The sequence below is a fragment of the Microbacterium timonense genome, from assembly GCF_900292075.1.
Classification (GTDB): Bacteria; Actinomycetota; Actinomycetes; order Actinomycetales; family Microbacteriaceae; genus Microbacterium; species Microbacterium timonense.
This window is the reverse complement of the sequence record NZ_OLMV01000003.1, coordinates 261,473-286,054: the sequence shown is the minus strand read 5'-3', so window position 1 is coordinate 286,054 and position 24,582 is coordinate 261,473. Positions and strand designations below refer to the sequence as shown.

Annotated in this window: 25 protein-coding genes; 20 read left to right on the top strand and 5 right to left on the bottom strand. The window is 70.7% G+C overall.

What is annotated here, in order from left to right:
* Positions 1-6: 6 nt before the first annotated feature.
* Positions 7-396 (bottom strand): phage holin family protein, encoded by a 390-nt coding sequence (locus C9992_RS10580; protein ID WP_106815561.1) that lies wholly within the window; start codon positions 394-396, stop codon positions 7-9.
* A gap of 159 nt (positions 397-555) precedes the next feature.
* Here C9992_RS10580 and C9992_RS10575 point away from each other — a divergent pair, with 159 nt between their 5' ends.
* From C9992_RS10575 to C9992_RS10555, 5 genes are all read left to right on the top strand, one after another.
* Complete coding sequence (locus C9992_RS10575; RefSeq protein WP_106815560.1) at positions 556-1,674, top strand: histidinol-phosphate transaminase; 1,119 nt, start codon at positions 556-558, stop codon at positions 1,672-1,674.
* Positions 1,675-1,706: 32 nt separating this feature from the next.
* Positions 1,707-2,846 carry a thiamine pyrophosphate-dependent dehydrogenase E1 component subunit alpha gene (locus C9992_RS10570; protein ID WP_106815901.1) on the top strand — a complete coding sequence of 380 codons (1,140 nt, stop codon included), beginning with the start codon at positions 1,707-1,709 and terminating at the stop codon, positions 2,844-2,846.
* A gap of 98 nt (positions 2,847-2,944) precedes the next feature.
* Positions 2,945-3,910 carry an alpha-ketoacid dehydrogenase subunit beta gene (locus C9992_RS10565; protein ID WP_106815900.1) on the top strand — a complete coding sequence of 322 codons (966 nt, stop codon included), beginning with the start codon at positions 2,945-2,947 and terminating at the stop codon, positions 3,908-3,910.
* Positions 3,911-3,948: 38 nt separating this feature from the next.
* A complete protein-coding gene (locus tag C9992_RS10560; RefSeq protein WP_106815559.1) occupies positions 3,949-5,340 on the top strand; it encodes a dihydrolipoamide acetyltransferase family protein in 1,392 nt (463 codons plus the stop codon).
* A 234-nt stretch (positions 5,341-5,574) separates the two neighbouring features.
* Positions 5,575-6,852, top strand: a complete 1,278-nt coding sequence (locus C9992_RS10555; protein WP_106815558.1) for a DUF5979 domain-containing protein — start codon at positions 5,575-5,577, stop codon at positions 6,850-6,852.
* 7 nt (positions 6,853-6,859) lie between these two features.
* Here C9992_RS10555 and C9992_RS10550 read toward each other — a convergent pair whose 3' ends face one another.
* Positions 6,860-7,480, bottom strand: coding sequence for a hypothetical protein (locus C9992_RS10550; protein ID WP_106815557.1), 621 nt, complete (start codon positions 7,478-7,480; stop codon positions 6,860-6,862).
* A gap of 73 nt (positions 7,481-7,553) precedes the next feature.
* Between C9992_RS10550 and C9992_RS10545 the strand changes: the two genes are divergently transcribed.
* From C9992_RS10545 to C9992_RS10515, 7 genes are all read left to right on the top strand, one after another.
* Positions 7,554-8,537: a metal ABC transporter solute-binding protein, Zn/Mn family gene (locus C9992_RS10545; protein ID WP_106815556.1), complete on the top strand. Its 984-nt coding sequence runs from the start codon at positions 7,554-7,556 to the stop codon at positions 8,535-8,537.
* Complete coding sequence (locus C9992_RS10540; protein ID WP_106815555.1) at positions 8,534-9,379, top strand: metal ABC transporter ATP-binding protein; 846 nt, start codon at positions 8,534-8,536, stop codon at positions 9,377-9,379. The genes C9992_RS10545 and C9992_RS10540 overlap by 4 nt, the downstream gene beginning before the upstream one ends.
* Positions 9,376-10,251 carry a metal ABC transporter permease gene (locus tag C9992_RS10535; RefSeq protein ID WP_106815554.1) on the top strand — a complete coding sequence of 292 codons (876 nt, stop codon included), beginning with the start codon at positions 9,376-9,378 and terminating at the stop codon, positions 10,249-10,251. The genes C9992_RS10540 and C9992_RS10535 overlap by 4 nt, the downstream gene beginning before the upstream one ends.
* Before the next feature lie 53 nt (positions 10,252-10,304).
* Positions 10,305-10,718 (top strand): Fur family transcriptional regulator, encoded by a 414-nt coding sequence (locus tag C9992_RS10530; RefSeq protein WP_106815553.1) that lies wholly within the window; start codon positions 10,305-10,307, stop codon positions 10,716-10,718.
* A 118-nt stretch (positions 10,719-10,836) separates the two neighbouring features.
* Positions 10,837-11,823, top strand: coding sequence for a permease (locus C9992_RS10525; protein WP_106815552.1), 987 nt, complete (start codon positions 10,837-10,839; stop codon positions 11,821-11,823).
* Positions 11,824-11,869: 46 nt separating this feature from the next.
* The gene (locus C9992_RS10520) at positions 11,870-12,631 is read left to right on the top strand and encodes a TIGR03943 family putative permease subunit (protein ID WP_407662243.1); all 762 of its coding nucleotides are present in this window, start codon (positions 11,870-11,872) and stop codon (positions 12,629-12,631) included.
* Positions 12,621-14,057, top strand: coding sequence for a hypothetical protein (locus tag C9992_RS10515; RefSeq protein WP_106815551.1), 1,437 nt, complete (start codon positions 12,621-12,623; stop codon positions 14,055-14,057). Before C9992_RS10520 ends, C9992_RS10515 begins: the two co-directional genes overlap by 11 nt.
* Before the next feature lie 50 nt (positions 14,058-14,107).
* Here the strand turns inward: C9992_RS10515 and C9992_RS10510 are convergent, their stop codons facing one another.
* Positions 14,108-15,745 (bottom strand): MFS transporter, encoded by a 1,638-nt coding sequence (locus tag C9992_RS10510; RefSeq protein ID WP_106815550.1) that lies wholly within the window; start codon positions 15,743-15,745, stop codon positions 14,108-14,110.
* A gap of 73 nt (positions 15,746-15,818) precedes the next feature.
* Between C9992_RS10510 and C9992_RS10505 the strand changes: the two genes are divergently transcribed.
* The 5 genes from C9992_RS10505 to C9992_RS10485 all read left to right on the top strand — a co-directional run bounded on the left by C9992_RS10505 (position 15,819) and on the right by C9992_RS10485 (position 18,690).
* Entirely contained in the window at positions 15,819-16,496 is a 678-nt protein-coding gene (locus C9992_RS10505; RefSeq protein ID WP_106815549.1) for a DNA-3-methyladenine glycosylase, read from the top strand.
* 209 nt (positions 16,497-16,705) lie between these two features.
* Entirely contained in the window at positions 16,706-16,942 is a 237-nt protein-coding gene (rpmB, locus tag C9992_RS10500) for a 50S ribosomal protein L28 (protein ID WP_106815548.1), read from the top strand.
* Entirely contained in the window at positions 16,942-17,112 is a 171-nt protein-coding gene (gene rpmG, locus C9992_RS10495) for a 50S ribosomal protein L33 (protein ID WP_005051772.1), read from the top strand. The genes rpmB and rpmG overlap by 1 nt, the downstream gene beginning before the upstream one ends.
* Positions 17,113-17,115: 3 nt before the next feature.
* Entirely contained in the window at positions 17,116-17,421 is a 306-nt protein-coding gene (gene rpsN / locus C9992_RS10490) for a 30S ribosomal protein S14 (protein ID WP_106815547.1), read from the top strand.
* Between the two features lie 153 nt (positions 17,422-17,574).
* The gene (locus C9992_RS10485; RefSeq protein WP_106815546.1) at positions 17,575-18,690 is read left to right on the top strand and encodes an alpha/beta hydrolase; all 1,116 of its coding nucleotides are present in this window, start codon (positions 17,575-17,577) and stop codon (positions 18,688-18,690) included.
* Between the two features lie 144 nt (positions 18,691-18,834).
* Here the strand turns inward: C9992_RS10485 and C9992_RS10480 are convergent, their stop codons facing one another.
* Complete coding sequence (locus tag C9992_RS10480) at positions 18,835-19,698, bottom strand: alpha/beta hydrolase (RefSeq protein ID WP_106815545.1); 864 nt, start codon at positions 19,696-19,698, stop codon at positions 18,835-18,837.
* 196 nt (positions 19,699-19,894) lie between these two features.
* Between C9992_RS10480 and C9992_RS10475 the strand changes: the two genes are divergently transcribed.
* From C9992_RS10475 to C9992_RS10465, 3 genes are all read left to right on the top strand, one after another.
* Positions 19,895-20,488, top strand: coding sequence for a TetR/AcrR family transcriptional regulator (locus C9992_RS10475; protein WP_106815544.1), 594 nt, complete (start codon positions 19,895-19,897; stop codon positions 20,486-20,488).
* A gap of 192 nt (positions 20,489-20,680) precedes the next feature.
* A complete protein-coding gene (locus tag C9992_RS10470) occupies positions 20,681-20,968 on the top strand; it encodes an HU family DNA-binding protein (RefSeq protein ID WP_106815543.1) in 288 nt (95 codons plus the stop codon).
* A 265-nt stretch (positions 20,969-21,233) separates the two neighbouring features.
* Positions 21,234-23,243: a cytochrome c oxidase assembly protein gene (locus C9992_RS10465; protein ID WP_106815542.1), complete on the top strand. Its 2,010-nt coding sequence runs from the start codon at positions 21,234-21,236 to the stop codon at positions 23,241-23,243.
* A 160-nt stretch (positions 23,244-23,403) separates the two neighbouring features.
* Here the strand turns inward: C9992_RS10465 and C9992_RS10460 are convergent, their stop codons facing one another.
* Complete coding sequence (locus C9992_RS10460) at positions 23,404-24,564, bottom strand: hypothetical protein (protein ID WP_407662235.1); 1,161 nt, start codon at positions 24,562-24,564, stop codon at positions 23,404-23,406.
* Between the last annotated feature and the right edge of the window lie 18 nt (positions 24,565-24,582).

The following is a 24,582-nucleotide window of genomic DNA, read 5'->3' as shown; positions in this document are numbered from 1 at the left end:
AGGAGGTCAGTCCTTGCGGGGGCGGAGAATGATGCCGAACACCCAGTTGATGAGCGTGATGATGATGGCCGCCAGCACGCCCCACCAGAAGTCCTCGACCCGCAGGCCCCAGCTCCACCAGCTCGTCAGCCACGCCGTGAGCCACAGCAGGAACGCGTTGATGAGCAGCCCGATGAGGCCGAGCGTGAGGATGTAGAGCGGGAACGCGAGCACCTTGATGACGGTGCCGATGATGGTGTTCACCAGGGCGAAGATCGCCGCGACGATGAGCAGCGTGAGCACGAGCTGAAGGGTCTCGCCCGGCGGGAACGGGATGACCGTGACCTGCAGCGCCGGGATCAGGGTGACCACCCAGATCGCGAACGCGTTGACGACGATGCGGATGAGGAAGCCCATAGTCCGCCCAGTCTTCCACGGCAGCCGTCGGCGGCCAATGGTCGCCGCCCGGCACGCCGAATGCGCCGCGGGCGCGTTCGGCCGGCGGCAGCCCCGCGACGCATCCGGCCGACGCCGGCTGCGGGAGCACATCGGACCTGCCGCTCGTAGACTCGGGACGTGACCGACGCTCCCGAGATCCCCGTGCGCGTGCGCCCCGAGGTCGCCGCCCTGCCGCCGTACAAGCAGGGCCGGCAGGCCGGCGCCGACGCCTTCAAGCTGTCGAGCAACGAGAACCCGTTCGACCCGCTGCCGGGTGTGCTCGAGCGGGTACGGGCCGCGACCGCGTTGAACCGGTATCCGGATGCCACCGCGCATCGCCTGCGACAGCGCCTGGCCGAACGGTTCGGGGTGGACGTCGACGGGGTGCACATCGGTGCGGGCAGCGTCTCGATCCTCGCCCAGCTGGTGCTGGCGACATCGGGTCCTGGAGATGAGGTCATCTACGCCTGGCGATCTTTCGAGGCCTACCCGTGGCTGGCTGTCGTGGCAGGAGCCACCGCGGTCGAGGTGCCGCTGGCTGCCGGCGCCCGTCACGACCTCGACGCGATGGCGGCGGCGATCACCGAACGCACTCGTGCCGTCATCGTCTGCAGTCCGAACAATCCGACCGGTCCCGTCGTGACTCAGGCGGAATTCGATGACTTCGTGGCCAAGGTGCCGGGTGACGTGCTCGTCGTCCTCGATGAGGCCTACGCCGAGTTCGTGACCGATCCCGACGCCGTCGGCGGGGAGCGGGTGCTGCGCAGCGGCTGGCCCAACGTCGTGGTGCTGCGGACGTTCTCGAAGGCCTACGGGCTCGCGGCGCTGCGCGTCGGCTACGCGATCGGCCACCCCCGGGTCCTCGATGCCGCGCGCACCACCGCCATCCCGCTGTCGGTCACCGCCCACGGCGAAGAGGCGGCGCTGGCGAGCCTGGATGCCGAGGAAGAGCTGCTCGAACGGGTGCAGGTCATCGCCGGCCGTCGCGATCGCCTGGCCCAGGGGTTGCGCGATGCCGGCTGGAACGTCCCGGAGGCGCAGGGCAACTTCGTGTGGCTGCCCGCCGGCGACGAGACCGCGGCCTTCGCCGTCGCCTTCGAGGAGGCGGGGCTGATCGTCCGCCCGTTCGCCGGGGACGGCATCCGCATCTCGGTGGGCGAAGAGGAATCTGTGGAGAAGGTCCTAGGGATCGCGGCATCCGTTGTGAAGAACCTCCCGGAAGGCCACGCGGGAGTGCGGGCTAGCGTAGAACGGTGACCCCGCCTGAAGATCCGGTGACGATCGACGCCGTGGCGCCGGCAGCCGAAGGTGAAGACCCCACGCTCGTCCGCTTCCTCGCGGCGGACGGCACATTCGCGCCCACGCCTGCAGCCGAGCGCTACCGCCAGGCCGTCGACGGCCTGAGCGATGGCGACCTCGCGACGTTCTATCGCGACATGACCGTCATCCGCGCCTTCGACGTGCAGGCGACGAACCTGCAGCGGCAGGGTCAGCTCGCGCTGTGGCCGCCCAGCTACGGCCAGGAGGCCGCCCAGGTGGGCTCCGCCCGTGCCGCCCGCCCGCAGGACCACATCTTCCCCTCGTACCGCGAGCACGTCGTCACCAAGATCCGCGGCGTCGATCCGATCGACATCATCCGGGTCATGCGAGGCCTCTCGCACGGCGGCTGGGACCCCACCGACCCGAAGAACGGCAACACCCACATCTACACGCTCGTGCTCGGCTCGCAGACGCTGCACGCCACCGGGTTCGGCATGGGGCTCGTCTTCGACGGGCGATGCGGCACCGGCGACCCCGCGCGCGATGAGGCCGTCATCGTCTACTACGGCGACGGTGCGTCCAGTCAGGGCGACGTGCACGAGGCCATGGTCTTCGCCGCCAGCTACCGCACCCCCGAGGTGTTCTTCCTGCAGAACAACCAGTGGGCGATCTCGGTGCCCGTCTCCACCCAGTCTCGGTCGCCGCTGTACAAGCGCGGCGAGGGATACGGGATGCCGAGCACGCTCGTCGACGGAAACGACGTGCTGGCGAGCTGGGCGGTGACGCGGGCCGCGCTGGACGAGGCGCGCGCCGGCGAAGGTCCCCGCGCCATCGAGGCGATGACCTACCGCCTCGGTGCGCACACCACGAGCGACGACCCGACCAAGTACCGCACCTCCGACGAGGAGGAGTCCTGGCGACGTCGCGACCCGATCGCCCGCATGCGGGCGTTCCTGCTCGCGCGGGGCGCGTCGGAGGCGTTCTTCGCCGACGTGGACGCCGAGGCACAGGCGCTCGCCGACGACACCCGCGCCCGCACAAATGCGCTCGGCGGTCTCGAGGCCGACACGATGTTCGCGCACGTGTACTCCGAGGCCCACCCGCTCATCGCCGAGCAGCGGCGCTGGCTCGCCGAGTACGAGGCATCCTTCGAGGGAGGTGCATCGTGACCATCGATACCCGGTCGTCGAGCGAGGAACGGTCGATGAGCGAGTCTGCGAGTCCACACGCCGACGCGGCACGCGCCGAGACGCCGACCGTGACGACCATGCCGTTCAGCCGGGCGATCAACGCCGGACTGCGGGCCGCCATGGCCGCGAGCGACCGCGTGGTGCTGATGGGCGAAGACATCGGCAAGCTCGGCGGCGTCTTCCGCGTGACCGAGGGCCTGCAGGCCGAGTTCGGCGAGCGCCGGGTGCTCGACACCCCGCTGGCAGAGTCCGGACTCGTCGGCACCGCGATCGGGCTGGCCATGGCGGGCTTCCGTCCGGTCGTCGAGATCCAGTTCGACGGCTTCGTCTTCCCGGGGTTCGACCAGATCACCACGCAGTTGGCCAAGCTCACCAACCGGCATGAGGGTGCAGTGCAGATGCCGGTCGTGATCCGCATCCCCTACGGCGGGCACATCGGCGCCGTCGAGCACCACCAGGAGAGCCCCGAGGCCTACTTCACCCACACTCCGGGCCTGCGGGTGGTCAGCCCGTCGACTCCCAACGACGGTTACTGGATGATCCAGGACGCGATCACCTCGCCCGACCCGGTGATCTTCCTCGAGCCCAAGAGCAAGTACTGGCAGAAGGGGGAGGTCGACACCTCGGCCCCGGCGCTGCCGCTGCACGCCTCGCGCGTGGTGCGCCGCGGCAGCGACGTCACCCTGGTCGGCCATGGCGCGATGGTCACGACCATGCTCCAGGCGGCGGCCCTCGCCGAGGCCGAGGGCACGAGCATCGAGGTCGTCGACCTGCGCTCGCTGTCACCGCTGGACTACGGCCCGATCCTCGACTCCGTGCGCCGCACCGGGCGCATGGTCTACGCGCAGGAGGCCCCCGGCTTCACCTCGCTGGGATCCGAGGTCGCCGCGACCGTGATGGAGCAAGCGTTCTATGCCTTGGAGGCGCCGGTGCTGCGCGTGTCCGGCTTCGACACACCCTTCCCCCCGGCCAAGCTCGAGGGTGCGTACCTGCCCGACGCCGACCGCATCCTCGAGGCCGTCGACCGGTCCCTGGCCTACTGACCGCTCTCGCCGGGTCATCCCGGGCGAAAGGAGCACACATGAGCACGCAGACGTTCGTCCTCCCCGATGTGGGCGAAGGACTCACCGAGGCCGAGATCGTCCAGTGGCGCGTGGCGCCCGGCGACACGGTGGCGGTCAACGACGTCCTGGTCGAGATCGAGACGGCCAAGTCGCTGGTCGAGCTGCCGTCGCCGTTCGCAGGCACCGTCGGCGAGCTGCTCGTGGCCGAGGGTGCGACCGTCGACGTCGGCGCCCCGATCATCACGATCGCGTCCGGGACGGATGTCGCGGCCCCGGCGGTCGTCGGACAGTCCGAGCACGGCGGTCCCAGCGATCCGTCATCCGACAAGGGCGAGGGTGCGGTGCTCGTCGGCTACGGCACCGGGGGGCACGTGCAGTCGCGGCGTCGCCCGGTGCAGCGCACCGAGAAGGCGCAGCGCGTCGCGGCATCCGTCGGCGTGGTGGCCAAGCCTCCGATCCGCAAGCTCGCACGTGACCTCGGCGTGGACCTCGCGACCGTGACGCCGAGCGGTCCGGCGGGCGAGGTGACCCGTGAGGACGTCGTCAACCATGCGTCGCAGGCGAGCGTCTTCCGCAACATCCAGACCCCCGAGTGGGGCGACGTGCGCGAGGAGACGATCCCCGTCCCCGCTGCCGCGCCGGCCGGATCCGCCCGTCCCGGCGGTGCGGCGACGGTGAGCCCGTCGACCCCGGCGCCCGACGCCGCGGGCCGGGAGGAGACCATCGCGGTCAAGGGCGTGCGCAAAGCGACGTCGTCGGCGATGGTGCAGTCGGCGTACTCCGCTCCGCACGTCTCGGTGTGGACCGACGTCGACGCCACCCGCACGATGGAGCTCGTCAAGCGCCTCAAGGCGTCACCGGACTTCGCCGACATCAAGGTGTCGCCGCTGCTCATCATGGCGCGTGCCGTCATCTGGGCGGCCCGGCGCACGCCGATGGTCAACGCCGCGTGGGTGGATGCCGACGGCGGCGCCGAGATCCGCGTGCGCCGCTACGTCAACCTCGGCATCGCGGCGGCCACTCCTCGTGGTCTTCTCGTACCGAACATCAAGGACGCTCAGGACCTGTCGATGCGCGAGCTGGCGCGGGCGCTGGAGAAGCTCACGGTGACCGCGCGCGAGGGCAAGACGACGCCCGCCGACCAGCAGGGCGGCACCATCACCATCACCAACATCGGCGTCTTCGGCATGGATGCCGGCACGCCCATCATCAACCCCGGCGAGTCGGGCATCGTGGCGCTCGGTACGATCCGCCAGAAGCCATGGGTCGTCGACGGCGAGGTGCGTCCGCGATTCGTGACCACCGTCGCCGGCTCGTTCGACCACCGCGTGATCGACGGCGACGGGATGTCGCGGTTCATCGCCGACGTCGCCTCGATCCTGGAGGAGCCCGCCCTTCTGCTGGACTGACCGATCGCCCCGAGCGCCGTCGTCTTCGACAACCGGCGCCCCCGTGACACCGGCGCCGGTTGACGCAGGACCTCTTGCCCGCGTCGGTCCGCTGCGCTAGACAAGTGCCGACAGCGCAGGATGAGAGCGCTGGCAGCGACCGACGGAGGGGACCCCCGCCTGATGTCCGCGCTCGGGATGCGGAGATTCGCGAAGCAGCCGCCACCACGGCCCGCGGCAGACAGGGCCTGGCGGTTGCCGGCCGTCGCCCTGGTGACCGTCGCGATCGCCCTGGGATCCGCCTCGGCGGCGGTGGCGGTGCCCGCCCCGGTCGCCATGCCGTCGGATCCCCGCGCCGAATTCGTCAGCGGGGACGCGGTGACCTGCTCCGACGTCGGCTTCGACGAGTCGATCCGCATCGGGGGCGCGGGCTCCGAGCCCGGTGCCGATGCCTATGTCGCCGGCACGACCCGCCAGGACCGGTACCTCGACGTCGCCATCACACCCGACGGCGTGGCGGCCGGGGTGGTCATCGACGCCGTCGTGGTCAAAGGCGGCAACGGCTTCAACCTCTACACCGATCCGGCGGTGCTGCCACCGTCGCTGGCGCCGCCTCAGGGCTACTTCTCGCCGCTCGTCGGTGCGGGCAACATCCCCCAGATCAGCCACTGGTTCGTCTGCTATCACCTCGACCCGCTGCCGACCGGGTCGCTCCTGATCGAGAAGGAGGTCATCCCTCCGGCGGGGCTGCCGGCCCAGTCGCTGCCTCTCTCGTTCAGCGTGCTCGTGACGTGCGACGCGCCGGGCTTCGAGCCGGTCGTGATCACATTCGGCAGATCCGGTGGCGTCGCGCTGAACGCGGGGTCCGTCCTCATCGACGCTCTGCCCACCGGCACCACGTGCACCGTCGAAGAGGAGGGGACCGCGAGCCTTCCCCCCGGCACCGTGGTGTCGTTCTCGCCCGACTCCACCGTGCAGATCGGCGACGCGGCGGGCGCCGAGGTGACCGTCACGAACGACTTCACCGGCATCTCGGTGCTGCAGGGATCGCTCACGATCACCAAGGCGGTCCAGCCGGCCGTCTCGCCCGCGGATCTGCCGGCGGAGTGGATCGTCGAGTACGCCTGCCTCGACGGGACGGTCGGAACCGTGGCGCTGCCCGCCGCAGGCGGCACCTCGGCACCCATTATGGTCACCGCGGGGACGTACTGCGCCATCGCCGAAGCCACGACGTCGGTGCCACCCGGATGGACGGTCACCTACCAGTCAGGCGACCAGATCTCCGCGACCGGCCTGACCGTGCCGGTCTTCGAGGCCCCCGTCGACGTGACAGTCACCAACACCCCTCCCACTCCTGTTCCCTCGCCCTCGCCCTCGCCGGGGCCTGGCACGCCGTCTGAACCGGATGCCCCGGAACTGGCGGCGTCCGGTGCCCCCGCGCCCGTCGGGCTGGCGGTCGCGGGTGCTGCCGCCTTGCTCTCGGGAGCTGTCGCGGCTGCCTGCCCACGCCGCCGCGGACGCGCCGGCAGGTGACCCGGCGTCAGCCGATCTGCCGGACGCGACGGCTGCGCACGAGCGAGCGCGGCGTGAGGGATCGCGGCCGGCCGATCATCGCCAGCAGGCCGATCCCCGCCATGCCGCCGAGGGTGCCCGCGACGATGTCGGTCATGGTGTCTTCCAGACCGCCGCGCTGCGACGCGGTGCCGATGATCACGTCGCTGGCGTATTCCGAGATCTCCCACGCGGCGGCGAAGGCCATCGGGGTGGCCTGGATGACGACGATCGCGAACCACAGCGGCAGCGCGGTGCCGATGCGGTCCTCCGCGTTGCGGACGAACAGCATGCCGAGCCAGGCCAGCATGATGCCGGAGTCGAAGTGCACCAGGGTGTCCCAGTCCGGGATCGCGGTGTAGACGCCGAGCGCGCTGCCGAAGAACGGCCCCGCGAACATGAAGGCGAGGTAATGCACCTGCAGGGCCCACGGCATGCGCGTCCGCAGCACCAGCTCGGAAAGGGCGGGCGCCCACATCGCGGCCGCCAGCAGCACCGTGAGTCCGACCTTGATGTGGGGCAGGAACATCGACAGGAGCACGGCGAGCGCGATCGCGGCGAGCTGGAAGGGAAGCGCGAGCAGCAGTGAGCGTCGGAGAGCGGGGATCATCGGCGTCCACCCTACTCAGACCTCATCTCCGCTCGTTTTGAGAACGATTCTCATTAGCGCTAGAGTCGGGAGCATGACCTCGTCCCGACGCCTCGTAGTCCTCCTCGGTCTTGCTGCGACCTCCGTCACCGTCCTCGCGGGCTGCGCGGCCAGCCCCGCCGCCGGGGGCGCCGCCGACGACGCCACGATCTCCGTCGTGGCATCGACGAACGTGTACGGGCAGATCGTGTCGGAGATCGGCGGCGACCTCGTCGAGGTGACCTCGATCGTCTCGAACGCCTCGCAGGACCCGCACTCCTTCGAGCCGAGCGCCCGTGATCAGCTGACGGTGTCGAAGGCCGACCTCATCGTTGAGAACGGCGGCGGCTACGACGCGTTCATCGACGCCCTCATCGACTCCAGCGGCAGTGAAGCACCCGTCGTCACCGCCGTCGAGTACTCGCACGACTGGCCGGAGAACGAGGGCCACGAGGCCGAGAGCGGCGAGGGGGAGACAGACCACGCCCACGACCACGGCGAGCACGAGCACGTCGAAGGCTTCAACGAGCACGTCTGGTACGACCCGCACACCATCGCGCACGTGGCCGAGGCCATCGCTCAGGAGCTGGGTGAGCTGAGCCCCGTCGACGCAGAGACCTTCACCGCCAACGCCGACGCCTTCGTCGGCGAGGTCGAGGCCCTCGAGTCGTCCCTCGGAGATGTCTCCGCCGCGCACGGCGGCGAGAGGGCCTTCGTCACCGAGCCCGTGCCGGTGTACCTGCTCCAGGCCGCCGGGCTCGAGGACGCGACGCCTGCGGCGTTCAGCGAGGCCGTCGAGGAGGGGCAGGACGTCCCGCCCGCGACCTTGCTCGAGGCGCTCGGCCTCATCGACGGCGCCGTGCGCGTCGTGATCACCAACTCGCAGACGGGCGGCGCGGAGACGCAGCAGATCGTCGACGAGGCCGACACCCGCGGCATCCCGGTCATCGCGTTTTCGGAAACGCTTCCGGAGGGGGAGACTTACATCTCGTGGATGCAGGCCAACATCGAGGCGCTGAGCACGGCACTCGGGTCGTGAGCGGGGGTTCTGCGTCATCCACCGCCCCGGTCGTCAGCATCAGGGATGCCGCCCTGCGCCGCGGCGACCGTGAGCTGTGGTCCGGCCTGAACCTGGATGTCCACCCCGGCGAGCTGGTCGCCGTGCTCGGGCCGAGCGGCTCCGGCAAGACGACGCTGCTGCGTGCGATCCTGGGGCTCGAGCCGCTCTCGCGCGGCACGATCGAGCTCGGGTTCGAGCGGGAGCGGTCCGGCACGCGCGGCCACGGCAGCCGCCGGATCGGCTACATCCCGCAGGCACGGCCTCTCCCGCGCGACACGTCGCTGCGCGGACGTGACCTCGTGTCGCTCGGCGTCGACGGACACCGCTTCGGCTTGCCCATCCCGCGCCGCGGCGACCGCGCGCGCGTGGACGCGCTGATCGACGCGGTCGGCGCCCGCGACTTCGCCGACCGCCCGGTCGGAATGCTCTCGGGCGGAGAGCAGCAGCGCCTGCGCGCCGGCCAGGCGCTGGCCGACGATCCGCCCCTGCTGCTGTGCGACGAGCCGCTGACCAGCCTCGACCTCGCCAACCAGCAGGCCGTCATCGGGCTCATCGACCGGCATCGCCGCGAGAAGGATGCCGCGGTGCTGCTGGTCACGCACGACATCAACCCGCTGCTGGGCAAGGTCGACCGCATCCTGTACATCGCGAACGGCCGGTTCACGCTCGGCACGCCGCAGGAGGTCCTCCGCTCGGACGTGCTCACGGCGCTGTACGGGGCGCATGTCTTCGTGCTGCGGGCGGGGGATCGGCTCGTCGTGGTCGGCGCCCCCGACGCCGAGGCATCTCATCACCATCACGAGGGCGAGGAGCCCGCGTGAGCTGGAACGACATCGCGGACGCCATGTTCGGCGGTCTGCCGTTCTACGGCGAGATCCTCGGGCTCGTCTCGAACTCGGTGTGGGCAGGTGCCGCGCTGGGACTCGTCGGCGGACTCATCGGCGTCTTCGTGATGCAGCGAGACATGGCCTTCGCCGTGCACGGCATCAGCGAGCTGTCGTTCGCCGGCGCCGCCGCGGCCCTCCTCGTCGGCTGGGACGTGGTCACCGGGTCGATCGTGGGCTCGCTCATCGCGGCGGCGCTCATCGGCGTGCTCGGTGCAAAGGCGCGCGACCGCAACTCCATCATCGGGGTGCTCATGCCGTTCGGGCTGGGCCTGGGCATCCTCTTCCTTTCGCTCTACGACGGCCGCAGCGCCAACCGGTTCAGCCTGCTCACCGGTCAGATCGTCTCGGTGCAGACCGGCCAGCTGGGCTGGCTGATCGGCATCGGCGTGCTGGTGCTCCTCGCACTGCTCCTGATCTGGCGTCCGCTGCGGTTCGACTCCCTCGACCCGCAGTCCGCCGCCGCCCGAGGGGTGCCCACGACCGCCGTGTCGCTCGCGTTCATGCTCCTGCTCGGGCTGATCGTCGCCGTTGCGGTCCACATCATCGGCGCGCTGCTCGTCATGGCGCTGCTGGTCACGCCGGCTGCCGCGGCCATGCGCGTCGCGGCCGGACCCCTGTCGGTGCCGCTGCTGTCGGCGCTGTTCGGGTTCGTCTCGGCTGTCGGCGGCATCCTGCTCGCCATCATGGGCACGCTGCCGGTGAGTCCCTACATCACGACGATCTCGTTCGTGATCTATCTGGTGTGCCGCGGCATCGGCGCCCGACGAGACCGCGTGACGCGCGAAGCGGTCACGGCGAGGGCGTGAGCGCACACCGGGCGCCCGGCCCACGCACAGGACCCGTCGGTAGACTCCCGGGCATGGTCCAGCGCAACACCTGGCAGCGCGAGCGCGTGCGCGAGGCGCTCTCGGATGCCCGTGGCTTCGTGAGCGCCCAGTCGCTGCACGCCGCGTTGCGCGACGAGAACACCGGCATCGGGCTGGCCACCGTGTACCGGGCCCTCGCCGGGCTCGCCGCCCAGGGCGAGGCCGATTCTCTGCAGAGCCCCGAGGGCGAGGCGCTCTATCGTGCCTGCGCCAGCTCGGGCCACCACCACCACCTGATCTGCCGCTCCTGCGGACTGACCGTCGAGATCGAGGCGACGGACGTCGAGCAATGGGCCAAGAGCACCGCCGAGCGCCACGGCTTCCGCGACGCCGAGCACGTCGTCGACATCTTCGGGCTGTGCGGATCGTGCGCGGCTGCCCGGGATGCTGAGCGTGACGCGGACTGACCCCGACCTTCGCCGTGCTCAGGGACCGCACCGGTCCCGAGCAGCGGCCGCGGGGCCCGGGCAGACGCACCACGCCCCACGCACCGCCCGCCTCGGTCCGTCCGCGGCGGCGCGAGCGATGCTCTGGCTGGGCGTCGGGGTCGCCGTCGTCGCCGGGCTCTTCCTCATCGACTGGGTCGCCCCGACCCTCTACCCCGCGACCCTCCCCACGCGCGCGCAGGACGGACTGACGCTCGCGGTCAGCGTGCTCATCGAATCGCTGCCGTTCGTCGTGCTGGGCGTGCTGCTGTCGATCGTCGTGCAGGTGTGGGTGCCGCCCGGCGCGATCGAGCGGTGGATGCCGCGGCGCGCGTGGGCCCGCCGCGCCGTGCTGTCGCTGCTCGGAATGATCGTGCCGGTGTGCGAGTGCGGCAACGTGCCGTTCGCGCGCGGACTGCTGATGCGCGGATTCTCGGTTCCCGAGACGCTGACGTTCCTCATCGCGGCGCCGATCGTGAACCCCATCGTGATCATCACGACGCACGCGGCGTTCGGCTTCAGTGACGGCATCCTCATCGCCCGCCTCATCGGTGGCTATGCGATCGCGAACCTCATCGGATGGCTGTACTCCCGGCATCCGTCCCCCGACGCCCTCCTGACCGACCGCTTCCGCGACACCTGCGAGCTCGCTGTGCGACAGGCCGAGGAGCCGGGCTTCGCGCGCGACAAGGGACGCCGCTCGATCGCTCAGTTCGTGATCGAGCTGCGCGCGGTCATGCCCGCCCTCGTCATCGGCTCGGCGCTGGCGGGAGCGGTGCAGGTGCTGGTGCCGCGGGAGGCGCTGCTGGCCATCGGCTCCAATCCGGCGCTGTCGATCGTCGCAATGATGGCGCTCGCGATGGTCGTGTCGATCTGCTCCAACGTCGACTCCTTCTTCGCGCTGTCGTTCGCGTCGACCTTCACACCCGGGTCGATCGTCGCGTTCCTGCTGGTCGGTCCGCTCGTCGACGTCAAGATGCTCGCGCTGCTGCGCACCACGTTCACGTGGCGCACGCTCGGCGGCATCGTCGTCGTGGTGGTGCTCGCGGCCTTCGCGATCGGGACGGTGGTGAACCTCCTTGCGTAGGGCGCAGGCGATCGGCACCCGGTGGCTGGGCGTAGGCCTGGCCGCGATGCTCGCGGTCGTCACCATCTCGCTCGCGGTGACGGGGCGGCTGGGCCTGTACATCAACCCCGACTCGACCTGGTTCGCCGTCACCATGGCGGTGCTGGTGCTGCTCGGGGCGGTGGCATCCTTCGCGCTGCCCCTGGGGGCCGAGGCCGACCACGGCCACGACCATGGCCACGGTGACCACGACCCGATCGTTGAGCGAGCGACCGACTCGCGAGACGAAGCGCCGGAGCGCGGCCACGATCACGACCACCGCGCCCGGCACCCGCTCGCCGTCGGGGCCACGGTGGTGGGCGGGGTGGCGGCATCCGGAGTGGTCGTGCTGACGCTGGTGCTGCCGCCGGCGTCGCTGAGCGCGGAGCTGGCGATGTCACGCGATGTCGGCGCGGCGCCGCTGTTCGGCGGCGCCGACACGATCCAGCTCGCGTCCACGGGCGACACGGCCTCGTTCGGGGTGGGCGAGTGGGCGACCGTGTTCGCGACGTCGACCAACCCGGATGCGTTCGACGGCGACACGGTGGAGCTCACCGGCTTCGTCACGCCGGGCGACGGGGATGCCTTCGACCTCACCCGTCTCGTGATCACGCACTGCGTCATCGACGCGCAGCCGGCGAGCCTGCCGGTCGTCGGCGCCGACATCCCCGACACGGGGCAATGGGTGACGATCACCGGAACCGTGCGCTCGTCTTCGGACGGGAAGCTGGTCGTGGACGCGTCCGCCGTGGACGAGATCCCCGAGCCCGAGGACCCGTATGAGTACTGACCCGGGCTCCCGGCGCGCACGGTCGCGGCGGCGACGGGGTCGTGCCTTCGTCGGTGCCTTCGCCGTCGTCATCGCCGTGCTGGGCGTGATCGGCATGGCCGGTGCCGCCGCGAGCGTGGCGCAGGGGCCACGTGTGACGCAGGTGTCGGTGGATCCGGCCGCCGCGGCCGCGGCATCCGGCTCCCGCCTCATCGTCACCACGACCCAGTCGCTCGCGGACGTCGACCCCTCACAGGTCACGGTGAGCCCGGCGACGCCGTTCGCGGTCGACACGTCCGGCCGCAGCGTGGGGGTGCGTTTCACGCTGCCGCTGTGGGACGACACGGAGTACACCGTGACCATCGCCGACGTCGCGTCGATCGGCGGGGGCCCGGCGGCCACCATCACCGAGACGTTCCACACTCCTCCGGCCGAGACGTTCCTGCTGCAGCGCGACACGCCCAGCGGCGACGACCTCATCTACCGCACCGACCTGACGGGGCAGCAGGCTGTCGCGGTGTTCCGGCACCCCCACATCGAGGACTTCCGCGCCACCGGCCAGCACCTGGTGATCTCGGTGCGCACCGAGGACGATCGCCCGGCGCTCATCGTCACCGACCGCGACGGCGAGCACGCCCGGGAGCTGCCGCTGCCGCTGGCCGACGGCGGGGACGGGTACGTCTCGAACCTGCAGAGCGCCGACCGCGGCGAGCGGATCGGCTACACGTTCTCGGACGCGCACATCGACGCCGACTCCGGCCGCGAGAGCCGGCTCTTCACCGCCTCGCTCGCCGACCCCGACGCCGCGCCCGTCGAGATCGCGGTCAAAGGCGCCGACCCGCGCGTCGCCGAGTGGCGGTTCGTCCCCGACACCGACAGCATCCTGCTGCTCTCGTTCGACGGCTCGCTGCTGCTGACGGGGTCGGGCCCCGACGCCGGCGACGCGACGGCGCTGGGCTCGGCGATGGCGATCGAGGGTATCGCCCGCGGCTCGAGCCAGGCCGTCGTGGACCGGCCAGACCAGGCCGCCGTCATCGACCTCACCGACGCGTCTGAGGCGGCACTGGTCGCCCCCGACACGGACCTCGGCGGCACGAGCTCGGTCACCCCGCTCCCCGACGGCTCCACCATCCGCACCGCCGCCGTGCTCGATACCGACGGCATGCCGACCGGCCGCACCTCGGTCACCCACGTCGGGCCGGACGGCGGGACCCGCACGCTCACCGAGATCGCCGACACGGATGCCGTGATCCAGCTGTGCGTCTCGCCCAGCGCCCGCTACGTCGCGGTGACGGTGGCGCCCGACGCCGTGACGAACACGTACGACACCTACCAGCTGCCGCTTCCCGAACGACCCGAGACCCGGGTGCTGCAGGTGACCGACGGCGAGCCCGTCGTGGCGCTGCACGGCGCGGCCATCTCGTGGTGCCAGGTGCCGCCGCGCTGACATCGCAGCCCGGCACGCGCACGGCGGAAGAGAGGCGTCAGGAGCACCGGCTACGCGCGAGACGGAGGACCGGATGCTGCAGCTCCCGGTGGTGCGGCCGGCTCCGGAATCCGCGACGGCAGGCCCGTCGAGAGCAGGAGCCCGAGCACGGTCAGGGCGAACACGAGGAACAGCGACTGCCGCAGCGACTGCACCTGGGTGTCGGCGTAGAGCTGGGCGATCTCGGTGGCGGCGTCGGGGTCGGCCCCGGCATCCGTCAACAGGTCCTCGGCCTGCTGCTGCGAGATGATCGGCGCGCCCTTCGACGCGACGGCGACGACCTCGTCGCGGATGTCGTCGGGCAGCGTCTGGCTCTGCTGCACGGCGCCGGTGAACCCGGAGGTGAGCAGCAGGATGAACACCGAGCCGACGATGGCCGTGCCGAACGACGAGCCGAGGTTCTGGAACGTGCCCTGGAGGCCTCCGACCTCGGAGGTATCGGACTGCGACACCGCCGACATGTTGACGTTCCCCAGCTGCGAGGCGAGCAGGCCGAAGCCGGCGCCGACCACGAACATGCCCGCGGCGAACGCCCAGTCGGCGAGCTCGGGCTGCACCGCGAGGAACACGATCAGCAGGCCGAGGCCGAGTGTCAGCTGGCCGATGCGGCCGATGTTCCGCGCCGAGCGCACGGTCGCCAGGCGCGAGCCGAGCATCGAGAAGAGGATGAGGCCCACCGACAGCGGCAGGATCTTCAGGCCCGTCTGCAGCGCGTCGAAGCCGAGGATCGTCTGCAGGTAGACCGGGACGACGAAGAAGAGCGCCGCGATCGCGAAGTACTGCGCCATGAACATCGTCAGGCCGCTGCGCAGCGCCGCGATGCGCAGCAGGCTCACTTTCAGCAGCGGCACCCCACCGGTGCGCTCGAGGTGCTGCTGGCGCTTCACGAACAGCCACAGCACGACGATCGACAGCAGGATCAGATACGCCACGGGCGAGACGCCGAGCGGCGCGAACGGCTGGCCGCCCACGACAGGCGGGTCAAGCGGAACGAACCACCCCCACGTCTTGGACTGCAGGATGCCGTAGACGAGCATCGCCAGGCCGAGGGCGGACAGGACGACGCTGAGCAGGTCGATGCGCAGCGTGCGGTTCGCGGGCACGTCCTTGATGCGCCCCGACACGATGAGCACGAGGGTCATCACGACGGCCTCGGCGACGAACACGTACCGCCACGACGAGTACGTCGTGACGAGTCCGCCGATGAGCGGCCCGGCCGCCGCGGCACCGCCGGTGACCGCGCCGAGCACCGCGAAGGCGACCACGCGCTCCTGGCCCGTGTAGTTGATGGCCGCGAGGGCGGCGATCGCGGGGATCACGAGCACCGCGCCGAGTCCCTCGACCAGCGACCACCCGAGCATGAGCACCGTGAGGTTCGGCGCCAGGGCGGTCGTGAGCGAGCCGATGCCGTAGACGACCGAGCCGATGCGGAACGCGAGGCTGCGCCCCCAGCGATCGCCGAGCTTCCCGCCGGTGAGCATGAACGCCGCCATGGTCAGTGCGTAGAACGTGATGGCCGCCTGCATGCCCGAGATGTCGGTGCCGAGGTCGTGCGCGACGGTCGAGATCGAGACGTTCATGACCGTGCTGTCGAGCACCATGATGAACTGCGCGACGCTCAGCAGGATGAGCACGACCCACTTCCCCATGGCCGAACAGTAGTGCGCGGCGCCGCCGGCGTCACCACCCGCGTCGGGTGGACGCGCACGTAGACTCGTCCGCATGATGCGGGGCGTCTGGCGAGCGGCGACCCGCGACGACCTTCGAGGGCTTCCCGCCGATGTCGCGCCCCGCCTCCTCGGAGGGCGGCTCACGACGGTGGTCGACGGCGAGACGGTCGCCGTCCGGCTCACCGAGGTCGAGGCGTACCACGGCCGCGGCACCGGGCCCGTGCCCGATCCCGGCTCGCACGCGCGCATGGGACCGACCGCCCGCAACGCCACCATGTGGGGCGAACCGGGGCACCTCTACGTGTACCTGAGCCACGGCATCCATTCCTGCGTCAACGTCGTCTGCGGCCCGGAAGGGGTCGCCGGCGGTGTGCTGCTGCGGGCCGGACAGGTGCTGGAGGGAACGGATGCCGCCGCCCGGCGCCGGCCCGCGGCCAAGACGCCGCGGGACCTGGCGCGCGGACCCGGCCGGCTCGGCGACGCCATCGGGCTGCGGCATCCCGTGCACGACGGCATCGACGCGATCACGGGGCGCCCCCGGCACGGCGCGGTGGCGAGGCTCGAGCTGCTCGCGGAGCCGCTGGCCGACGTGGCGTCGGGGCCGAGGGTGGGTGTGGCGGGGATGGCGGGGACCGACGCGTTCCCGTGGCGCTACTGGATCCCCGGCGACCCCACCGTTTCGGCGTTCCGGTGGGGCCGGGGAGCGCGTGAGGCGGCAGAGGCGGGCTGATGGTCGCGGGGCGCTCGTCAAGCGCGACACGCCGTCCGTGCTAGACTGACTCTTTGTCTGCGCGCACTCCAGCACGCAGTTCGCGTTTCGACTCGCTTCGCTCGCTCAACGACCGGAAGATTCCGGGCGGTGGCGGCGCACGTCTCGAGATGCAGACAAGGGATCTTGGGTGGGGCCGTCCGGCTCCACGGTACTAAGGAGACATCACCATGGCAGCAGTGTGCCAGGTGACCGGTGCTGTTCCCGGCTTCGGTCACAACATCTCGCACTCGCACCGCCGGACGAAGCGCCGCTTCGACCCGAACGTGCAGAAGAAGACCTACTTCGTTCCGTCGCTGGGTCGCAACATCAAGCTCAACGTGTCGGCCAAGGGCATGAAGGTCATCGACGCCCGTGGCATCGAGGCTGTCGTGCGTGACCTGCAGGCGAAGGGTGTGAAGCTCTGATGGCCAAGAAGGCACAGGACGTCCGTCCGATCATCAAGCTGCGTTCGACCGCGGGCACGGGTTACACCTACGTCACGCGCAAGAACCGCCGCAACAACCCCGACCGCATCGTGCTGAAGAAGTACGACCCGGTCATCCGCAAGCACGTCGAATTCCGCGAGGAGCGTTGATCCATGGCTAAGAAGAGCAAGATCGCGCGCAACAAGCAGCGCCAGGAGGTCGTCGACCGCTACGCCGCCAAGCGCGCCGAGCTGAAGAAGGCGCTCGTGTCGCCGAACTCGACCGACGAGGAGCGTGAGGCCGCGCGCGTGGGCCTGCAGAAGCTGCCCCGCAACGCGTCGCCGGTGCGTGTGCGTTCGCGTGACGTCATCGACGGCCGCCCCCGCGGTGTCCTCACGAAGTTCGGCATCTCGCGTGTCCGCTTCCGTGACATGGCGCACCGTGGCGAGCTGCCCGGCGTGACCAAGTCCAGCTGGTAAGCCCGCACCACACAGCGTCGAAGGCCCGGTGTTCCTCGGAACGCCGGGCCTTCTGCCGTCCGCGGCCGCCCGTCGGGCGGCGAGGCGAACCACAATCGTCGCGTGATCTCAACCTCTGGGCCGAACGTCAGGCCGGGGCGGCAGGATAAGGGCATGCCGCTGGACCCGTTCTTCGAAGAGCGCCTGCGCGTGCACCGGAAGTACCTGTTCGACCAGGCCCTGGGCTCGGTGCGCGCGCGGCTGACGGCGCTGTGGCCGTTCGGCCGGGCGACCGTCGTCCCGGCGGCTGACAAGAACGGGGGAGGCCGCAGCGCCGCCGCGGTGCCGCCGGCCGCGAAGCGCGAGAACTCCCCGGCGCCGAAGGGCCCGCACGCACGGGCGCGAGCCCGCCACCGTCGCGCGGCGCTCGCGTGGGACCGCAAGGAGCTCAGCACGGTCGGAACCGCCGGTCCGGAGGTGCGGATCACAGAGCATCGGGTGACCGCGGGCGGTGTGCCGTCGTTCCGCATCCGGGTCTATCACCCGCCGGTCGCCGGCACCGCGCCCGTGCCCGCCGTGCTCGCCTTCTTCGGCGGCGCGTTCCGCATCGGCGGCATCGACTATCCCACGACGGATGCCGCGTTCCGCCGCCGCGCCGTCGACGCGCACGTCGCCATTGCCGCCGTGGACTACGCCCTCGCACCCGAGCACCGCTACCCGGTCCAGGTCGAGCAGGGCTACGCGGCGCTGGAGTGGCTGTTCGGCCATGCCGGCGAGCTGGGCGTCGACCCGAGCCGGATCGGCGTGCTCGGCACCTCCGCCGGCGGCAACCTCGCCGCCGCCGTCACCCTCGTGAACCGCGACCGTGCCGGCCACGACGTGCGGCTGCAGGTGCTCGAGGTCCCCGTCGTGGACCTCACCGGAGCCCACCTCGACCTGCGCGCGACCAAGGCCCTCGGCATCCCCCGGTTCCTGGCGGTCCGCGAACTGCGTTCGGTCGCCCGCACCTACCTCGCCCGCCCGCAGGACGCGCGCGAACCATACGCGTCGCCGTTGCGGGCCGACTCGCACCGAGGTCTGCCGCCCGCGGTCATCCTCACCGCCGAGTTCGACCCGTTACGCGGCGACGGCGATGCCTACGGTGCCGCGCTGCGCGCAGCCGGCGTCGACGCGAGCGTGGTGCGCTACCAGGGCGTCACGCACGACACCCCGATCTTCACCGGCGTGCTCCCGGCCGCTCGCCGCTGGCACGAGGACGTCATCGCCGGCCTCCGCCGCCTCCACTCCTGAACCGCGCCCCCTGTGCGACCGCCCCGCCGTCCGGCTCGCGGCACGAACTCCTCAAATCTGCGGGAATCCCGGGGCAGTTGCGGGGATGTTCCGGTCGCGGGGCCCGAGCTTGCGGAGTTTGTGCACACGGCTCGTCGGCATCCGTCAGTCTCCCGCCGCTCCGGCGGCTTCGGGCGACGCCAGAGCGGTGTTGCGCTCGGCATGGCTCGTCGCCCACTCCAGGGCGTCGTCGGCGATCTCCTCCCAGCCGTCCTGGCTGACCAGCCGGTGCGTGCGCCCGGCGTACTCCTTGTACTCGACGATCGCGGGGCTTCCCGACGCGCGGTACTTCCTCACGATCGCCTTGCCGATGGCCGGCGGCACCACGTGATCGATCTCTCCGGTGATGACGAGGAACGGCGCGCGATCGGCGCGCCCGAAGTCCACGCGTGAGACGCCCTTCTTGGGACGGGGAACCGAGGAGACGCCCTCGAAGAAGACGCGGTTGTAGGAGTTGACGGCGTATTCCTCCCACAGCTCGTCGGACGCGGCGCGGGGCAGGTCATTGCCGAACGTGAAGTGGAAGTGGCGCTTGCTCAGGGGCTTGGCGCCGTTGATGCCGAACGGGTTGGAGAGGATCGGGGTGCCCGTCCACAGGGTGGACAGGGGCAGCGTGGTGACGCCGGCGGGCTGACCGGGCGCAACTCCCACATACGCGACGCCGAGCCCGCGGTCCGCGAGCATCTGCGTGAGCACACCACCGAACGAGTGGCCCATGATGATCGGCTTCTGCGGCAGTTGCCGGATGATGCGCTCGTAGTGGTCGGCGATCTGCTTCAGCCCGATGCCCTTGAGCGCGGACGGGTCGCGGCGGATGTCGTCGACGGCGCGGTCGTCGATGCCGGGCCAGCCGGGCACGATGACCTCGTGTCCGGCCGCGCGGAAGCGCTCGGCCCAGGTATCCCAGCTCTTCGGGGTCATCCAGAGGCCGTGGATGAGGACGATGGGCGTCTTGGTCGAGGTGTTCATGTCGTGCTCCTTGGATGTGGGTGATACGTGGTCTGTCGATTCGGGAGCCGGATTTCCGGCTTGATGTATCCTGATGGTAGACCGAACGTTCTATCTACACAAGACATTCCTGAAGAACCGATTCCGGATGCCTCGCCCCCTCGCTCCCGCGGGCCGTGCGTGGATGAGTGGCACGATGGAGGCTGGAGGGGCAACCATGAGCAACACCACCGCCGCACCTGTGGCGTCCCGCCCGACCACTGCACGGCAGCGCCTGCTCGACGCGGCGACCGACCTCTTCTACAACGAGGGCATCCACTCGGTCGGCGTCGACCGCATCATCGAGGAGGCGGGCGTCACCCGCGCCACGATGTACAAGCAGTTCGCCGGGAAGGAGGGCCTCGTCCTCGCCTACCTCGAAGGCGAGGACCGTGCCCTGCGAGGACTCTTCGCGCAGGCGGGGGAGGCCTCCGACGACCCCGCGGTGCTGCTGGACCTGGTGGTCGCCGGCATCGAGCAGGACATCCGGGACCGGCACACGCGTGGCTGCCCCTTCATCAACGCCGCCGCCGAGTATCCCGGCGAAGGGCCGGTGCGCGATCTCATCGCCGAACACCGGGAATGGTTCCGCGAGACGTTGCGGCAGCTGGCGGAGGGCGCCGGGCTGCGCGATCCCGACGCCGTGGCGGCATCCTTGGTGCTGTTGCGCGACGCCGCGCTCGTGGGCGGCTACCTCGACGGACAGGAGCGCGTGGGTCCCGCGTTCGCCCGCACGGCGCGGGATCTCCTCGCCGCGCACCGCCCTGAGTGAGTTTACTTTCGTCACATCTGCCACAGATTTCCCATGACACGCCGCCCAGAAGGCCCGAAATCCGCAGAAATACGCGGATCTGCGGCCCGTGTCGGGTACATTCGGTCCCGGTCGATCCGACCAGCCGGGGGCGCAGCCATCCGGTCCGAGCAATGACAAGACGGCGTCCGCCGTCTTTGGAGGACATACCAAATGGCCGACAAGACCATCACCAAGACCGAGCTCGTCGCGAGCATCGCGAGCGCGACCGGCCAGAGCCAGTCCGCGGTCTCGGGCGTGCTCGACTCCCTCTTCTCCACCGTCTCCGACGCCGTCGCCGCCGGCAGCAAGGTCTCGATCCCGGGCTGGATCGCGTTCGAGCAGGTCGAGACGTCGGCTCGCACCGGCCGCAACCCGCAGACGGGCGAGGAGATCAAGATCCCCGCGGGCAAGCGCGTCAAGGTCACCGCGGGCTCGAAGCTCAAGGCTGCCGTCAAGTAATCGACGCAGACCGGAAGAGGGGGGATGCCGCGGCTCGCGGCATCCCCCCTCTTGCTCTGTGGACACCGGCCTTGCGCCGCGCGCTGGCTCGCCCGACCCGCCGACCCGCCCTGACCCGCGAAACTCCAACCTAGCGCCGAGTGCGGCGCACTCGAAGTCTCGGCGCTCGGATGAAGTCCGCGGCCGGGAGGGCAGGGAGGCCGGCCTCGCGGGGCAGAGACCGGCCCCGGCGAAGGAGGAGGGGCGCGCGACGTAGGCTGAGAGGGTGAACCCGCGCGCCTTGCGGGCCGTCGGGCCCGCGATCCTCATCGTGGCGGCGATCGCGGTCATGGCGTGGGCCCTGGCATTCGGCGGCGGCGTCGCACCGCTTGCGCTCGCCGACCCCGGGCCGGTCGTGCGGTGGGGGCTGCCGACGGCGAAGCTGATCGTCAATCTCTCGGCCGCGGGGATGGTCGGCGTCCTGGTGACGGCGCTGTTCACGCTCCGCTCGGGTGATCGCGCCTTCGACGTCGCCCTCGACACCGCGTCGATCTCGGCGGCCGTGTTCACCCTCGCCGCTGCCGCGACCGGATTCCTGACGTTCATCGATGCCTTCAACCCCGTCATCGGCCTGGGACCCGAGTTCGGCGCCCAGCTCGGCCGCTACATCGTCGAGACGGAGCCCGGGCGCACGTGGCTGATCACCACCGTCGCCGGCGCAGCCCTCACCGTCCTGACCTTCGCCGTGCGGTCGTGGACGGCGACCTTCTTCGTCGCGCTGCTGGCCGCGGCATCCCTCGTGCCGATGGGCACACAGGGGCACTCCGGCGAGGAAGCCTTCCACCACGAGGCGATGACCGCACTGATCCTGCACATCCTGGCCGCAGCGGTGTGGCTCGGCGGTCTGCTGCTTATCGTCATCGTGCGGCCGCTGCAGACGCGGGAAGACAGTGCTGCGACTGTGGCGCGCTACTCCAGCATCGCGCTCGCCGCCTTCGCGGTCGTGGCGATCTCGGGGACGGTGCGCGCCGCCATCGGCCTGCGGGAGTGGGAGGCGCTGCTCTCGCCGTACGGCGTCATCCTCGGCGTGAAGGTGCTCGCCCTGGTCGCGCTCGGCTTCTTCGGCGCGTGGTACCGCACCCGACTGATCGGCCGAATGCAAGGGCCGCAGGATGCCGGACCCGAGCGCCCCGCCGCGGCGACCCGCGCGTTCTGGACGCTCATCGCCTTCGAGCTCGTCCTCATGGGCGTGGCCAGCGGCGCCGCGGCCGCCCTCGCCCGCACGCCGCCTCCGGTGCCGCCGCTGATCCCCGAGGTCCCGACGCCGGCGGAGCGGCTCACCGATGCGCCGCTGCCCCCCGAGCTGACGCTCGACCGATGGGTCACGGCGTGGAACATCGACCTGCTGTGGGCGATCGCGGCGGGTTTCGCGATCTTCTTCTACCTCGTCGGTGTGTGGCGCCTCCGCCGCCGCGGCGACGCCTGGCCCGTCTACCGCACCATCATGTGGGTGGCCGGCTGGCTGCTGCTCGTGTGGGTCACGGGCGGCGTGATCAACGTCTACCAGGACTACCTCTTCAGCATGCACATGGTGGGTCACATGCTGCTGACCATGGCGATCCCCCTCCTGCTGGTTCCGGGCGCGCCCGTGACGCTCGCCGCGCGCGCGATCCGCAGACGCGAGGACGGCACCCGCGGCGGACGCGAGTGGATCCTATGGGCGGTGCACTCGCCCGTCGCCCGCGTGCTCACCAATCCGTTCGTGGCCGCAGGGCTGTTCATCGGCTCGCTCTGGGTCTTCTACTACACCGACCTCTTCCGCTGGTCGCTGTACGACCACCTCGGCCACGAGTGGATGGTCGCCCACTTCCTCATCACCGGCTACCTCTTCGTGCTCTCGCTCATCGGCATCGATCCGGTGCCGTACCGCCTGCCGTACCCCGGCCGCCTGCTGCTGCTCATCGGCATCATGGCCATGCACGCGTTCTTCGGCATCGCGATCATGATGCAGGAAGGGCTCATGATCGCTGAGTGGTTCGGGTCGATGGGGCGCACGTGGGGCGCCTCGCCGATGGAGGACCAGTACACCGGCGGCGGCATCGCCTGGTCGATCGGCGAGATCCCGACCTTGATCCTCGCGATCACCGTGGCGATCCAGTGGAGTCGCAGCGACGACCGCGAGACCAGACGACGTGACCGGCACGCCGATCGCACCGGGGATGCCGAGCTCGAGGCCTACAACGCGCACCTGGCCGCGCTCGCCGAGCGCGACGCGAAGGCCGCCTCCCGCGGCTGACCGCCCGCGGCCGATCAGAGGAGATCTGCACTCGCGAGGGCCGATTCGTCGCGAACGCCCTCTGATCGGCAGATTCCCTCGGTTGCGCCGCGCATGAAGCCGCAGGATGCCGCACCGGCCGAGGGGCAGGATGCCGCACCGCGCCGGGGCGGCGCCGAGATCAGGTTGTGTCGGGGCCTGTCACCACGATCGACGCGGTGCCATCGGGGCGCACGCTGATCTTGCCCTTGACGATGAACGGGATGTCCTCGCTGACGGAGCGGACCCGCCCGTCGAAGAGGGAGCGGATCTTCACCTCGATGTGCGCGACGGCCTCGGCCGGAAGGATGGACCAGTCCGCCCCGTCGGGCTCGACCGCGACTTCCGGCTGCTGCACGATCGACCAGGTCGGCAGCGAATCGATGCGGTCCTGCACGAAGAAGCCGAAGGGGCACGCCGTCGGCTGCAGCACCTGCTGGGTGGCGCACGCGGAGAGGAACTCCTCGACCTTCTCCTGCACGACGGTCAGGAACTCCTCGGTCGGCTGCGCCTGCACGCTGACCGGGATCGCCCGGAACGGGCTGTCGGAGAGCACGGCCACGCCCGGGGTGCTCGAGATGGCCGTGTCGACCGACACCGAATACAGGCCCGGGGAGAAGACCAGCAGTGACACAGGAGCCAGCGGGTCGGCATCCACCCCCTCCGGTGACACTTGGCGCTTGTCGACCTCGAAGCCGTTCATGTCGAACCGCATCGAGCCCGTCACCGCGAGATTCATGACGGCCAGCGGGCTGGTGGCGAAGCGCCAGGTCGGGGCGAGGCCGATCGCGCCGTCGCGCTCCACGGCGAACGTCGTGCGACCGTCGTAGCCGCGCGCGCGGTAGTCGATCGTCACTCGCGTGATGTCGGCATCCTGCTCCTGTGACACGACCCGGATGTCGGAGATCGGAGCGAGGGCGGCGCTGCGCAGGAGCGCATCGGACGCGGTCGGCGGAAGCCCCGCCGCCTCGAGCTCGGCGGAGCTCACCGCGACCCCCGGGACGGCGAGGGCGTCGGCCGCGCGCCCGTCGGCAAGGAGCTCGACGTAACGCTCGACGAAAGCGGCGGGACTGTAGAACTGCCGCTCGATCACGCCCCACGCGGCGAAGACGGCAGCGACGAGGAGTGCCCCGACGACGGCGAGGAGTGTCAGATCGACCGCGAGTTGCCCGCGCCTGCGGGGCTTGCGCGGTGGCTGGACCGACGCGGTGGCGGACGCGGGCGGCGCGCTTCGGAGGCTCGACTCCTGCCCCGATGGCGCGTTCGCGCGACCGGATGCCGTGTCCACCGCCCCTTGGTCCACGCCACCAGTTTAGAAACC

Bases quoted from the DNA above. Each gene is read 5' to 3' on its own strand.
- C9992_RS10510 (WP_106815550.1), bottom strand. From the start codon at position 15,745: ATGGGGAAGTGGGTCGTGCTCATCCTGCTGAGCGTCGCGCAGTTCATC.
- C9992_RS10530 (WP_106815553.1), top strand. From the start codon at position 10,305: ATGGTCCAGCGCAACACCTGGCAGCGCGAGCGCGTGCGCGAGGCGCTC.
- C9992_RS10580 (WP_106815561.1), bottom strand. From the start codon at position 396: ATGGGCTTCCTCATCCGCATCGTCGTCAACGCGTTCGCGATCTGGGTG.
- C9992_RS10520 (WP_407662243.1), top strand. From the start codon at position 11,870: ATGCTCGCGGTCGTCACCATCTCGCTCGCGGTGACGGGGCGGCTGGGC.
- rpmB (WP_106815548.1), top strand. From the start codon at position 16,706: ATGGCAGCAGTGTGCCAGGTGACCGGTGCTGTTCCCGGCTTCGGTCAC.
- C9992_RS10485 (WP_106815546.1), top strand. From the start codon at position 17,575: ATGCCGCTGGACCCGTTCTTCGAAGAGCGCCTGCGCGTGCACCGGAAG.
- C9992_RS10515 (WP_106815551.1), top strand. From the start codon at position 12,621: ATGAGTACTGACCCGGGCTCCCGGCGCGCACGGTCGCGGCGGCGACGG.
- C9992_RS10505 (WP_106815549.1), top strand. From the start codon at position 15,819: ATGATGCGGGGCGTCTGGCGAGCGGCGACCCGCGACGACCTTCGAGGG.
- C9992_RS10560 (WP_106815559.1), top strand. From the start codon at position 3,949: ATGAGCACGCAGACGTTCGTCCTCCCCGATGTGGGCGAAGGACTCACC.
- rpmG (WP_005051772.1), top strand. From the start codon at position 16,942: ATGGCCAAGAAGGCACAGGACGTCCGTCCGATCATCAAGCTGCGTTCG.
- C9992_RS10480 (WP_106815545.1), bottom strand. From the start codon at position 19,698: ATGAACACCTCGACCAAGACGCCCATCGTCCTCATCCACGGCCTCTGG.
- C9992_RS10565 (WP_106815900.1), top strand. From the start codon at position 2,945: ATGCCGTTCAGCCGGGCGATCAACGCCGGACTGCGGGCCGCCATGGCC.
- rpsN (WP_106815547.1), top strand. From the start codon at position 17,116: ATGGCTAAGAAGAGCAAGATCGCGCGCAACAAGCAGCGCCAGGAGGTC.
- C9992_RS10470 (WP_106815543.1), top strand. From the start codon at position 20,681: ATGGCCGACAAGACCATCACCAAGACCGAGCTCGTCGCGAGCATCGCG.
- C9992_RS10550 (WP_106815557.1), bottom strand. From the start codon at position 7,480: ATGATCCCCGCTCTCCGACGCTCACTGCTGCTCGCGCTTCCCTTCCAG.
- C9992_RS10525 (WP_106815552.1), top strand. From the start codon at position 10,837: ATGCTCTGGCTGGGCGTCGGGGTCGCCGTCGTCGCCGGGCTCTTCCTC.
- C9992_RS10475 (WP_106815544.1), top strand. From the start codon at position 19,895: ATGAGCAACACCACCGCCGCACCTGTGGCGTCCCGCCCGACCACTGCA.
- C9992_RS10545 (WP_106815556.1), top strand. From the start codon at position 7,554: ATGACCTCGTCCCGACGCCTCGTAGTCCTCCTCGGTCTTGCTGCGACC.